Below are 11,844 nucleotides of genomic sequence, written 5' to 3'. Positions count from 1 at the left end.
GCCGATAACATCCCGTTCCGGAGCCGACACGTTACGGAGGTCGTCGATGTCTCGGCCAGTCGCGTACCCCGCCGTGGCCGCCCTGGCGACGCTCCTCGTCACGGCGGTTCCGGCCGCACCGGCGGCGGCTCGCGCGCCCGCCGGCTGCGCCTCGCCGCCCGCGCCGGCCCGCCCGGTGGCGGACCAGCCGTGGCCGCAGCAGCGGTACGCCCCGGACCGGCTCACCCCGCTCGCGACGGGCACCGGGATCGTGGTCGCGGTGGTCGACTCGGGAGTGGACCGGTCCCACCCGCAGCTGGCCGGCCGGGTTCTCGACGGCGCCGACTTCCTCGACCGGGGCGGGGACGGCACCCGGGACTGCGCCGGCCACGGCACCGGAGTGGCGAGCATCATCGCCGCCGCGCCGCAGCCCGGCGTCGCGTTCCGCGGCCTCGCGCCGGACGCGCGCATCCTGCCGGTACGGGTGAGCGAGCAGCAGGTCGTCGAGGGGCGGGAGTCGGGGCGTACGGTCGACGCGGCCGGGTTCGCCCGGGCCATCCGCTGGGCCGTGGACCAGGACGCGGACGTGCTCAACCTCTCGGTGGTGCTGTACGCGGACGACCCGGCCGTGCGCGCCGCCGTCGCCTACGCGGTCCGGCGGGACGTGGTCGTGGTGGCCGCCGCCGGGAACCTGCACGACAACGGTGATCCCCGGCCCTATCCGGCGGCGTACGACGGGGTGCTCGGCGTCGGCGCGATCGGGCGGGACGGGACACGCTCGGCGTTCTCCCAGACCGGCTCGTACGTGGACGTGGTCGCCCCGGGCAGCGAGGTGCTGATGGCGGCACCCCGGTCGGGGCACCAGCGGGCGGAGGGGACCAGCTACGCCACTCCGTTCGTGGCGGGTACGGCGGCGCTGCTGCGCCAGTACCGGCCCCGGCTGCGCGCCGACGAGGTGGCCGGTCGGATCGTGGCCGCCGCCGACCCGGCGCCGGGGCGGGACGCGGGTTACGGCGCGGGGGTGCTCAACCCGTACCGGGCGGTGACCGAGTCGGCCGGCGCGACCGATTCGCGCACCCGGCCGGGTGCGGCGCTTCCCGCCGACCGGCCCGATCCGGCCGCGCTGGCCCGCCAGTCCCGCCGGGACTCGGCCCGGGACCGGGCGCTGCCGGCCGCCGCCGTCGCGGGCGGGGCGGTGGCACTGGTGGCGGCGCTCGCCCTGGTGCTGCCGCGCGGCGCGCGCAGGCGCTGGCAGGCGGCCGGCCCGGCGGCTCCGAGATGACCGGCGGTCACGTGCGACGCCGCGCGGCCCGGGTCACCTGCCCGGGCCGCGCGGGGTCGGTTCACTGGAACAGGTTGGCGTTGCGCTTCTCGGTGTCGAGGTAGTCGGTCGCGGAGTCCGCCACCGCGAGCTTGATGTCACGCAGCATCGCCTGGAGATCCTGGGAGGCGGCCCGCCACCGGGACTGCCGCACCTCGTACGCCTCGCGGGCCTCGCCGTTCCAGCTGGCCACCAGCGGGGCGGCGTCGCGTTCGAGCTGACCGAGCTGGCTCTCCAGCGTGGACAGGGCCCGTTGGATGTCGGCGCCCGCCTGTTGCAGGGCGGCGAAGTTGACGACCAGCACACCGTGCTCCATGGATTCGATCCTTCCGGTTGTCAGAGCGGCAGCTGGATGCCGCGGTTGGTGCCCGCCACCCGGCCGGCGGCCTCGGTGTCGGAGACGTCGTACTGCCGGCCCGCGGTGCGGATCGCGTTGGCGGTCTCGCGCAGCGCCCGGTGAAGGGCGGCCTGGTCCTGCCCCCACTGCTGCTTGACCTGCGCGAACGAGCGCCCACCGGCGCCCCGCCAGGCCTGCTGCAACACCTCCAGCTCGGCCATCAGGCCGCTGAGTATGGTCTGGAGCGACTGGTCGACCTGCTCGAACTTCGCGGCGGTCTGCTGCATCACCGCGGCTTCTGCCTGGGTCTGGGACATCCCGGACGTCACCTCGTCTCCTCGGTCGTGGCTGGCCACCGTGTGACCACCGTGGACTCGTCGGCGGGGGCCCGGGGCCGGTGGAGGGGGAAGCCCGGCGGCGGCGGACACGCAACTCGACGATTTCGTCGCTGACGGTAGCCGTCCGACTTCGGTTCTGCTACCCCTTCGGGCTCCCCTGTGGACAACTCGGCCATTACGATGAGCCACGGCAGCGTCACGCGGAGGTCCGGCGAGGAGGTGCGGTGACCGCCAGCACGTCCGAGCGGCCCGCGTCCGTAGGGGTCCGCGCGCCACAGTGGACGAGCCGTCCGACGGCACGGCTGCGCGCCGGCCAGATCGTCGCGACCCAGGTCGCGGCGGCAGTGCTGATCGCGGCCGTCGGGCGGGGTGTCGTGCCGACGGCCGTCGCGCTGCTGTCGGCGGCCCTGCTGCTGCCCGCCGCGTGGGTGCGGGTGCGCGGCCGCTGGCTCCACGAGTGGCTCGCCACCGCCGCCGCGTACCTGACCCGACGGCGCGCGCTGCCACCGGCGGCCGATCCGGCGGCGCTGCTGGCGCTGCTCCGGCCGGGCGCGGTGGTCGGCGCGACGGAGGCGTCCGGTGGGGCGGCCGTGCTGCACGACGCCGCCGGGCTGACCGCGTTGCTGGAGCTGGGCGACCCGGAAGACCTGCTCGGCGACCACGCGCACGAGCTGCCCTCGCCGTTCGGCCTGCTTCCGCCGGCCGGGCCGGACGCCCCCGCGATCCGGCTGCAACTGGTGTTCTCGTCCTCGCCCGCACCCGCGCCCGCTGTGGCCGGCGGTCCGGCCGGGACGTCGTACCGCCAGCTCACCGACGGGCGGGTGGCCGGGCGGGCGCGCGTGGTGCTGGCCGTCCAGGTGCTGCGTTCCGACGGCTGGCCGGATGAGTACCTGCTGCGGGCGTTGTCCGGCACCCTGCGGCGGCTCGTCCGCCGGCTCGGCCCGCTCAGCGCCCGGCCGCTGGGTGGCGACGCGGCGTTGCGGGTGATCGCCGAACTGGCCCACCACGAGCCCGGCGCCCCGGTGCGGGAGACCTGGCCCCAGCTCACAGTGGGTGGCCTGACGCAGGCCACCTGGCGAATGCGCCGGTGGCCGGATCCGCGCGGCGAGGCGGCGCGAGGGCTGGTGGGCCGGTTGCTCGCGCTGCCGGCCACCGCCACCACAGTCGCGCTCACGGTCGGTCCGCGCACCGGCACCGCGCCGGTCCCGGCCGATCTTGCGGTACGGGTGGCGGCCGGGAGCGCGGCCGAACTGTCGACGGCGGAACGCACGCTGCGCCGGGTCGCCGGTGACGTCGGCGGCGAGTTGCGCCGGCTCGACGGTGAGCACCTGGCCGGGCTGGCCGCCACGCTGCCGTTGGCGGTGACCGGTGCGGCCGCGGCCCCGGCCGGGTCGCCCTCGCCCGCGCTGGACCTGCCCCCGGCCGACGCGGGCCTGATGGTGGGCGCGAACCGGCACGGCGCCGCGCTCACCGTCCGCCTGTTCCGGCCGGCCACGACGCGGGTGCTGCTCGTCGGCGGCGTGCCGGCGGCCCAACTGCTAGTGCTGCGGGCGCTGGCGCTCGGCGCGCGCGTGGTGGTGCAGACCGGCCGTCCCCGGTTCTGGGAACCGTTCGTGCGGGGTGTCGGGACGGTCGGCGGCGGCGTACCGCTGCTCCCGCCGGGTCGTCCGGTCGGTGGCGCGCCCGGCTCGCCGCTGCACCCGCTGCTGGTGGTGGTGGACGCCGGCCCGGTGCCGCCGGAGGCCGGACCGGCAGCCGCCTGGCAGTCGGTGCTGGTGGTCCGCGACGAGCTGACCCCGGCCGACACTCCCGCGCTGGCCCGCGCCGACCTGGCGATCCTCCAGCCGCTCGACCCGGACGAGGCCGCGCTCGCGGGCGCGGCGCTGGGCCTGGGCGGCTCGGCGGAGTGGCTGACCCGGATCCGCGACGACATGGTGGCGGTGGTCAACCGGCGGGCCCTGCGCTGGGCGCTGCTCTCGCCCACACCTGTCGAGTCGCAACTGGTCGGTCGCCCGGCCCGGCACTGACGGAACGCGCCGCCGGGCGACTTCCCCTGGTGGTACGGCCGTGGCACGATCCCGGCCATGGATTTCCTGAAGGGTCTTCTGATTCGCGTGGGTTCGACGGCGGTGGCGTTCTGGCTCGCCACCCTGCTCATCCCGGGCATCTCGCTCGACTCCGACTCGGCCACCGAGACGGTGATCACGCTGGTGCTCGTCGCGGTCATCTTCGGCGTGGTGAACGCGGTGCTCCAGCCGATCATCAAGACCGTGGGGTGCGGCTTCTACCTGCTGACCCTCGGCCTGATCGCGCTGGTCGTGAACGGCCTGCTCTTCCTGCTCACCAGCTGGATCGCCGGTGAGGCCGGGCTGCCCTTCCACGTGGACGGGTTCTGGCCGGAGGCGGTGCTGGGCGCGCTCTTCGTCGGCATCGTCACCTGGATCCTCGGCGCCGTCCTCGACCGCGACTGACGTCCGGTCCCGGCCGGTCGCCGTGGCGGCCGGCCGGGGTCACCAGGCCAGCAGTAGGGAATTGGCTGGCGAGAGGGCCCGGTGGCGGTACTAGCCTCGGCCGCGTGTTCACAGTGACCCGCGCGGACGGCTACGAGATCAGCACCGACCCGGACCGGATCGACCTGGACCGGGTGCACGTCTGGCTCGCCACCGACGCGTACTGGGCGCTGGGGCGGGAGCGGGAGACGGTGGCGCGCGCCTTCGCCGGCTCGATCGGCTTCGGCGTCTACCGGCCCGGCGACGGACGGCAGGTGGCGGTCGCCCGCGTGGTCACCGACGGGGCCACGTTCGCCTGGCTCTGCGACGTGTACGTGGACCCGGCCGAGCGGGGTCGCGGGCTGGGCACCTGGCTGGCCGGCGCGGTCCGCGACCACCTGGGCGAGCTGGGCGTACGCCGGATCCTGCTGGCCACGCTCGACGCGCACGGGGTCTACGCGAAGATCGGCTTCCGGCCGGTCGCAGCGGATCGGTGGATGGAGCTGGACCAGCGGGTGACGCCGGTCACCGATAAGGACCAGGAGAGCGATCCACCACTTACGGTGGAGCGGTGAACCAGCTCCGGCTCGGCTACCTGTACGGCGTCGGCGCGTACCTGATCTGGGGTTTCTTCCCGATCTACCTGAAGCTGCTGCGCCCGGCCGGGCCGGTGGAGATCCTCGCGCACCGGATCCTCTGGTCGGTGGCGTTCGTGGCGTTGCTGCTGGCCGCGACGCGGCACGCCGGCTTCCTGCGCAAGCTGGCCCGGCGGCCCCGGGCGCTCGCCGGCATCGGGCTCGCCGCCGCGCTGATCGCCGTCAACTGGGGTACGTACATCTACGGCGTGAACTCCGACCGGGTGGTGGAGACGGCGCTCGGCTACTTCATCAACCCGCTGGTGTCGGTGCTGTTCGGCGTGCTGGTGCTGCGGGAACGGCTGCGCCGGGCACAGTGGGCGGCTCTCGGCGTCGGCACACTCGCGGTCGCGGTGCTCACCGTCGACTACGGCCGTCTGCCCTGGCTGGCGCTCACGCTGGCGTTCAGCTTCGCCGGGTACGGCCTGGTCAAGAAGCAGCTCGCGCTGCCCGCCACGGAAGGGCTGTTCGTCGAGTCGGCGGTGCTGGCGCTGCCCGCCCTGGCGTATCTGGGGTGGCTGTCGGCACGCGGTGACTCGACGTTCGGGCACGTGTCGGCCGGGCACACCGCGCTGCTGGTGCTCGCCGGCGCCGCCACCGCGATCCCGCTGCTGCTGTTCGCCGGGGCGGCGAACCGGCTGCCGCTGTCCACTGTCGGCATGCTGCAGTACCTCGCGCCGATCCTTCAGCTCGGCTGCGGCGTGCTGATCTTCCACGAGCCGATGCCGCCGGCCCGGCTGGCCGGCTTCGCCCTGGTCTGGCTCGCCCTGGTGGTCTTCACCGCCGACGCCCTGCGCCACTCCCACCGCACCCGCGCAGCCGCCCGCACCCCCACCACCCCCGTGCCCACCCCCTCTCGCTGATCTTGCACTTGCTGCCCCGGCGAAAGGGGCGAACCGCCCGCGCCGAGGGCCGATAGTGCAAGATCAACGGGGAGAACGGGCGGACGGACGGGAGGGCGGGGTCAGCGGAGGTCGTAGGCCAGGACGGGGGCGTTTGTTCCTCGGAGCAGCTCCAGGCGGACCAGTTCGCCCTTGGTGAAGCGGGTGACGCCGGAGAAGCGCAGGTCGTCGCCGGGAGCGGCGAGCCAGGAGCCGATCTGCTCCGTCGCGCCGTCCGGGCCGTGCGCCACCAGCCGGAACGTGTACGCCTCCCGGTGCCCGGCCCGCCTGTCGTATCCGCAGTGCATGGTGACCTCGGTGCCCCACGGCGTCTCGGTCAGCCCCACCTCGGCGTGCACCGGCACCGTCCCGGCCACCGGCCGCATGGAGGCCAGCGCCACCGGCGGCTTGGACGGCTCGGCGGGCGACTGCACGAGCCCCACGCCGACGCCCGCCAGCACGGCGAGCGCGGCGGCGGCGAGCGCTGTCAGTGCGTACCGTCGGCGGGAGCGGGACCGGTCGCGGCGCTTGCGCTCGCGCGCGGCGTCGAGCAGCGCGGGCACCCGCGACGTCTCCGGCCCGACCTCCAGGAACTGCTCCAGCCCGGCCGGGTCGAGCCGGCCCAGCAGGCCGGGCAGCACGGCGATCTCGGCCACCGCCTCCCGGCACTGCGCGCACCCGGCCAGGTGCCGCTCGTAGGCGACCCGGTCCGCCGGTGCGAGGGCACCGAGCACGTACGCCCCGTCGTCGTGCGCGAACTCGCAGCCTGTCACCCGGTCACCCCCATCTCGGCCAGCGCCAACCGTAGTGAGCGCAGCGCGTAGTGGGTGCGCGACTTCACCGTGCCCGGTGGTACGCCCAGCCGCGCCGCCGCCTCCGCCACCGAACGCCCCTGGTAGAAGCACTCGACCAGCACTTCCCGGTGGGTCGGGCTGAGCCGGTTGAGCGCCTCGGCGACCGTCCACGCCTCCACCGCGCGCTCGGTCTCGTCGACCGTCTCGGCGGTCTCGGGCAGTTCGTCCGTGTAGACCTCGCCGACCCGGGCCGAGCGCCGCCGCCAGGCGTCGATGGCGAGGTTCCGCGCGGTGGTGAACAGCCAGGCGCGTACCGAGCCGCGTCGCGGGTCCAGCGACTCGGGGTGCCGCCAGGCGCGCAGCAGCGTCTCCTGCACGAGATCCTCGGCCCGGGGCCGATCGCCGTTGACCAGCCGCAGGGCGTGCGCGTACAGCGCGTCGGCATGCTCGTCGTGCAGCGCGCGCAGCAGTTGGGCGTCGTGGTCACTGATGGCGGTACCTCGCTTCCGGCGGCGGGGAAACCGGCGATGCGTTCGCCCTTCCATACGTGCCGTGACGCCGAACGGTTCATCCGCAGGTCAGCGCGGAGCTGTTCACGTCCGGTTCAGGTCCGGGCCGATCGCCGCTCACCGTGCCCTGGCAGCGTCCGGCGGGTGAGCGCGCGAGCCGATCACCCGCGCGCCTTCCGACGTTGAGATCAGGAGGCTCCACCACATGAGCGACCGGCCTCGCCTGCTTCCGCTGCTCGGTGGCACCCGCCACGGCAGCCGCGACGCGATGACCTGTCTGTACCGGTGCGGCAACGCGTGTGACCACCCGGTGCCGAACCCGACCGACAACCCGTACTTCGGGGACGTGGTCGGCACCGAGATCTCCCGGCGCGGCGTGGTCCGGGCCGGCGCGGTCGGCGCGCTGGTGCTCGGCTTCGGCGGCGCCGCCGCGGGCGCGCTGGCCGGCGCCGCGCCGGCCGCCGCCGCGCACGCCGCCCCGCCGGTTCCCGGTGGCGGCGAGGTGCCGCCCGCCGGGGCGGGCCGCCCGGGCAGCGGCGCACTGACGTTCAAGCCGATCCCGCCGAACAAGCTCGACACCCTCGTGGTCCCCAACGGGTACGACCACTCCGTCGTGATCCGCTGGGGTGACGAGGTCGTGCCCGGCGCACCCGCGTTCGACCTGGGCCGGCAGACCGCCGCCGCCCAGTCCAAGCAGTTCGGCTACAACAACGACTTCGTCGGCGTGCTGCCGATCGACCGTCGGCGCGCGCTGCTCGTGGTGAACCACGAGTACACCAACGAGGACCTGATGTTCCCCGGCTTCACCGGCCAGGACGCGCTCACGGTCGAGCAGGTGCGGGTGGCGATGGCCGCGCACGGCATGTCCGTGGTGGAGCTGGAGCGGGTGGAGAACACCGGGCAGTGGCGGCCGGTACAGCGTGGCCGGCGCGAGTACAACCGCCGGGTCACCGCGCTGGCCACGAAGTTCGAGCTGACCGGCCCGGCGGCCGGGTCTGCCTGGCTGCGTACGGCCGCCGACCCGAAGGGCCGGACCGTGATCGGCACGCTCAACAACTGCGCCGGTGGCGTCACCCCGTGGGGCACCGTGCTCTCCGGCGAGGAGAACTTCAACCAGTACTTCGTCGGCGGCGACGGCGCGCCGGAGGAGCAGAAGCCGAAGCTGGCCCGGTACGGCATCCCGACCGACGTGCGACACCCGAGCGGCAGCCGCAAGTGGGAGCGGGCGGACGAGCGCTTCGACCTGACCCGGCACCCCAACGAGGCGAACCGGTTCGGCTGGGTCGTCGAGATCGACCCGTTCGACCCGCAGGCCAAGCCGCGCAAGCACACCGCGCTGGGCCGGTTCAAGCACGAGGGCGCGAACGTCATCGTGGCGCGCAACGGCCGGGTGGTCGCGTACATGGGCGACGACGAGCGCTTCGACTACCTCTACAAGTTCGTCTCGGACAAGAAGTTCATGCCGGGGAAGTCCTCGGTGGCGCGGCGGCACAACCTGACGCTGCTGGAGTCGGGCACGCTCTACGTCGCGAAGATCGAGGGCGACAGCCCGGCCGCCGAGATCGACGGTTCCGGCACGCTCCCGGCCGACGGCGGCTTCGGTGGCCGCGGCCGCTGGATCAAGCTGGTCAGCGGCAACCGCTCGTACGTCGACGGCATGACCGCCGCGGACGTGCTCACCTTCACCCGGCTGGCCGGGGACAAGGTCGGCGCGACGAAGATGGACCGGCCCGAGGACGTCGAGCCGAGCCTGCTCACCGGCAAGGTCTACGTGGCGCTGACGAACAACAGCGACCGCGGCAAGGCCGGCAAGGCGCCCGCCGACGAGGCGAACCCGCGCAACAGCAACAAGCACGGGCAGATCCTGGAGCTGGTCGAGGACCGCGGCGACAACACCGCCGAGACCTTCGCCTGGTCGCTGCCGATCGTCTGCGGCGACCCGGCCGACGCGTCGACCTACTTCGCCGGGTACGACAAGACGAAGGTCTCCCCGATCTCCTGCCCGGACAACGTCGCCTTCGACGCCACCGGCAACCTGTGGATCTCGACCGACGGCAACGCGCTGGGCAGCAACGACGGCCTGTTCGCCACCGCCGTCGAGGGTCCGGAGCGGGGCCACCTGAAGCAGTTCCTCACCGTGCCGCTCGGCGCGGAGACCTGCGGCCCGTTCATCACCGGTGACAACCGTTCGGTGTTCGTGGCCGTGCAGCACCCGGGCGAGGTCTCCGGCGCGTCGGTGGAGAATCCGGCCTCCACCTGGCCGGACGGCGACTTCGCCAAGCCCGGCGTGGTGGTCACCTGGCGCCTCGACGGCGGCCCGGTCGGTAGCTGACCCACCCCGGGGGCGGTCCGGCGCTGGACCGCCCCGCGAGGGGCCGTCGACCCACCAGGTCGGCGGCCCTTCGTCAGTTCTCGGAGGCGACCCCGTCCGCGACGGCACGCGGCTCGTCAGTTCTCCGAGGCGATCCCGTCGGCGATGGCCCGCGCGGCGGTGAGCAGCTTGGCGCGGACCACCCGGGCCGAGGTCATCATCTCGCCGGCCGGCAGCGCGCACGCCAGCACGACCCGGCGCTCGATGTCCTTGTCCGGGCTGACGAGCACCGCGGCACACGCCACGCCCTGCCGGAACTGCCCGAGTTCGAGCTGCATGCCGCGACGGTCACCGGCGGCCAGGTCCGCCTCGAACGCCTCGACGGTGGTGAGGGTGGCGGTGGTGAACGGGCGCATGCCGTACTCGCGCAGGTAGCGGAAGCGCTGTTCGGTGGTGAGCGTGGCGAGCAGGCTCTTGCCCAGCGCGGTGGCGTGCGCGCCCTCGTCGAAGCCCGGCACCAGGTCTTCCATGTAGGGCGAGCGCGGCCCTTCGGCGGACGCGGTCACCGCCACCTGTCCGCCGACGAAACGGCCGAGGTAGTGGCTCCAGCCGGTGTCGGTCGCCGCGCGGCGCAGCGCCTCGCCCACCGCCGGCGGCCCCCGGAACGCGGTGACCAGCTCGCGGTAGCGGTCGGCCACCTCCAACCCCACGATGTACGTCCCGTCCTCGCGCCGGATCACGTAGCCCTCGTACGCGAGCGTGCGCACCAGGTGGTAGGTGGTGGCGACGGTCAGCTCGCAGCGCCGGGCGATCTGCTTCACGGTGAGCCCTCTCGGCGCACGGCCGACCGACTCGAGCACTCGAAGCGCGCGGGACACGCTACGGATCAGGTCCGAGGGTTCCGCCAAGGGGTCGCGCACAACCACCTCCGCCGCCGGGGACTTACACCATATGAAAAACCGGCCGAGTGCGAAATGCCTGTTCGGATGGAGGATGCCAGAAGACCGGACACAGACCGTGTGCCGACGGACACGATGAGCAGCCAAAACGTTCCGGCGTAAGGTGTGCTCGCGATGACCGAAACTGTTTCGCGAACCGACCCGCCGAAGGCCCGACACGCCGTCTCCGTGGGCGCGGGCGCCACCCTCACCACGATCGTGTGCGTTCTGCCCGTCTTCCTGGTCGGCGGTCTCGCCGTACAGCTCGCGGACGAACTCCGCTTCAGCCCGGCCGGGCTGGGCCTGGCCGTCTCGATCTACTTCGGCGTGAGCGCGCTCGCCTCGGTGCCCTCCGGCGCCCTGGTCGAGCGTTTCGGCCCGGCCCCGGTCGCCCGGGCCGCCATCCTGCTCTCCGCCACCTCGCTGCTGGCAGTGGCCGGGCTGGCCCGGTCGTACCCGGTCCTGGTGGCGCTGCTGGCCCTCAGCGCCGCCGCCAACGCTCTCGGGCAGCTCGCCAGCAACGCGGCGCTCGCCGAGCACGTACCCGCCCACCGGCAGGGCCTCTCGTTCGGCGTGAAGCAGGCCGCCGTACCGGCCGCCACGCTGCTGGCCGGTCTGGCGGTCCCCACTGTCGCGCTCACCGCCGGCTGGCGCTGGGCCTTCGTGGCCGCAGCGGTGGCCGCGCTGGCCGTGCTGCCGGCCGTACCCCGGGCCGGGCGGGACCGGCGGGCCCGGACCGCCTCCGGCCGTCGCAACGGTGGCACCGGCCCGCTCGTGGTGATCGGGCTGGCCGCGACGCTCGCGGCGGCCGCGGCGAACGCCCTCGGCACGTTCCTGGTCGACTCGTCGGCGGCGCGCGGCCTCTCCCCCGGCCTGGCCGGTCTGACGCTGACCCTGGGCAGCGTGGTGTGCGTGCTCGCCCGGGTGGGCCTCGGCTGGCTGGCCGACCGGCGTACCAGCGGGCACGTCGGACTGATCGCCGGGATGCTGCTGACCGGCTCGATCGGCCTGATCCTGCTCGCGGTGAGCGGCTCGGCGCCGCTGGTCGCGGGCGTGGTGCTCGGGTTCGGTCTCGGCTGGGCCTGGCCGGGGCTGATGAACTTCGCCGTGGTCCGGCTCCACCCGCAGGCACCGGCCGCCGCCACCTCGATCACCCAGACCGGCGTGTACGCGGGCGGCTGCCTGGGACCGCTCGGCCTGGGCGCGCTGGCCGGCGCGGCGGGCTACCCGGCGATGTGGCTGACGGCCGCCGCGGCGATGCTCCTGGCCGCCCTCCTGATGCTGCTCGGCGCCCGCCTCCTAAGCCCCACCC

12 protein-coding genes are annotated in these 11,844 nt (G+C 74.3%); 7 read left to right on the top strand and 5 right to left on the bottom strand.

Translation table 11 applies throughout. The annotated features are described in order from the left end of the window. Nucleotides 1–46: 46 nt before the first annotated feature. Nucleotides 47–1,261 carry a type VII secretion-associated serine protease mycosin gene (gene mycP, locus M8C11_RS14020; RefSeq protein ID WP_252449842.1) on the top strand — a complete coding sequence of 405 codons (1,215 nt, stop codon included), beginning with the start codon at nucleotides 47–49 and terminating at the stop codon, nucleotides 1,259–1,261. A gap of 61 nt (nucleotides 1,262–1,322) precedes the next feature. On the opposite strand, the gene M8C11_RS14015 is transcribed toward mycP, so the two are convergent. Both M8C11_RS14015 and M8C11_RS14010 read right to left on the bottom strand, forming a co-directional pair. Further along, nucleotides 1,323–1,616, bottom strand: coding sequence for a WXG100 family type VII secretion target (locus M8C11_RS14015; protein WP_120572062.1), 294 nt, complete (start codon nucleotides 1,614–1,616; stop codon nucleotides 1,323–1,325). Nucleotides 1,617–1,636: 20 nt separating this feature from the next. Beyond that, complete coding sequence (locus tag M8C11_RS14010) at nucleotides 1,637–1,954, bottom strand: WXG100 family type VII secretion target (RefSeq protein ID WP_252449841.1); 318 nt, start codon at nucleotides 1,952–1,954, stop codon at nucleotides 1,637–1,639. Nucleotides 1,955–2,199: 245 nt separating this feature from the next. On the opposite strand from M8C11_RS14010, the gene eccE reads away from it, so the two are divergent. The 4 genes from eccE to rarD all read left to right on the top strand — a co-directional run bounded on the left by eccE (nucleotide 2,200) and on the right by rarD (nucleotide 5,962). Further along, on the top strand, nucleotides 2,200–4,002 hold the full coding sequence (eccE, locus tag M8C11_RS14005; RefSeq protein ID WP_252449840.1) for a type VII secretion protein EccE: 1,803 nt from the start codon (nucleotides 2,200–2,202) through the stop codon (nucleotides 4,000–4,002). A gap of 57 nt (nucleotides 4,003–4,059) precedes the next feature. After that, nucleotides 4,060–4,446 (top strand): phage holin family protein, encoded by a 387-nt coding sequence (locus M8C11_RS14000; protein ID WP_013283623.1) that lies wholly within the window; start codon nucleotides 4,060–4,062, stop codon nucleotides 4,444–4,446. Between the two features lie 104 nt (nucleotides 4,447–4,550). Beyond that, the gene (locus tag M8C11_RS13995; protein WP_252449839.1) at nucleotides 4,551–5,039 is read left to right on the top strand and encodes a GNAT family N-acetyltransferase; all 489 of its coding nucleotides are present in this window, start codon (nucleotides 4,551–4,553) and stop codon (nucleotides 5,037–5,039) included. Continuing rightward, a complete protein-coding gene (rarD, locus tag M8C11_RS13990) occupies nucleotides 5,036–5,962 on the top strand; it encodes an EamA family transporter RarD (RefSeq protein ID WP_252449838.1) in 927 nt (308 codons plus the stop codon). Before M8C11_RS13995 ends, rarD begins: the two co-directional genes overlap by 4 nt. A gap of 101 nt (nucleotides 5,963–6,063) precedes the next feature. Here the strand turns inward: rarD and M8C11_RS13985 are convergent, their stop codons facing one another. Beyond that, nucleotides 6,064–6,753: an anti-sigma factor gene (locus M8C11_RS13985; protein WP_252449837.1), complete on the bottom strand. Its 690-nt coding sequence runs from the start codon at nucleotides 6,751–6,753 to the stop codon at nucleotides 6,064–6,066. Continuing rightward, a complete protein-coding gene (locus M8C11_RS13980; protein ID WP_013283619.1) occupies nucleotides 6,750–7,319 on the bottom strand; it encodes a sigma-70 family RNA polymerase sigma factor in 570 nt (189 codons plus the stop codon). Before M8C11_RS13980 ends, M8C11_RS13985 begins: the two co-directional genes overlap by 4 nt. 169 nt (nucleotides 7,320–7,488) lie before the next feature. Here M8C11_RS13980 and M8C11_RS13975 point away from each other — a divergent pair, with 169 nt between their 5' ends. Further along, nucleotides 7,489–9,615 (top strand): PhoX family phosphatase, encoded by a 2,127-nt coding sequence (locus M8C11_RS13975; RefSeq protein WP_252449836.1) that lies wholly within the window; start codon nucleotides 7,489–7,491, stop codon nucleotides 9,613–9,615. 116 nt (nucleotides 9,616–9,731) lie between these two features. On the opposite strand, the gene M8C11_RS13970 is transcribed toward M8C11_RS13975, so the two are convergent. Then, a complete protein-coding gene (locus tag M8C11_RS13970) occupies nucleotides 9,732–10,514 on the bottom strand; it encodes an IclR family transcriptional regulator (protein ID WP_120572069.1) in 783 nt (260 codons plus the stop codon). Between the two features lie 153 nt (nucleotides 10,515–10,667). Here M8C11_RS13970 and M8C11_RS13965 point away from each other — a divergent pair. Further along, a partial coding sequence (locus tag M8C11_RS13965; RefSeq protein ID WP_252449835.1) for an MFS transporter occupies nucleotides 10,668–11,844 on the top strand: 1,177 nt, incomplete at its 3' end.

This window comes from Micromonospora sp. CPM1 (assembly GCF_023896895.1).
GTDB classification, from domain to species: Bacteria; Actinomycetota; Actinomycetes; order Mycobacteriales; family Micromonosporaceae; genus Micromonospora; species Micromonospora tulbaghiae.
The sequence above is the reverse complement of the archived record's forward strand: the minus strand, read 5'-3'. Positions and strand labels throughout refer to the sequence as shown.

Coding starts and splice junctions, on each gene's coding strand:
- mycP (WP_252449842.1), top strand. CDS start 47: ATGTCTCGGCCAGTCGCGTACCCCGCCGTGGCCGCCCTGGCGACGCTC.
- M8C11_RS14015 (WP_120572062.1), bottom strand. CDS start 1,616: ATGGAGCACGGTGTGCTGGTCGTCAACTTCGCCGCCCTGCAACAGGCG.
- M8C11_RS14010 (WP_252449841.1), bottom strand. CDS start 1,954: ATGTCCCAGACCCAGGCAGAAGCCGCGGTGATGCAGCAGACCGCCGCG.
- M8C11_RS14000 (WP_013283623.1), top strand. CDS start 4,060: ATGGATTTCCTGAAGGGTCTTCTGATTCGCGTGGGTTCGACGGCGGTG.
- M8C11_RS13980 (WP_013283619.1), bottom strand. CDS start 7,319: ATGGAAGGGCGAACGCATCGCCGGTTTCCCCGCCGCCGGAAGCGAGGT.
- M8C11_RS13975 (WP_252449836.1), top strand. CDS start 7,489: ATGAGCGACCGGCCTCGCCTGCTTCCGCTGCTCGGTGGCACCCGCCAC.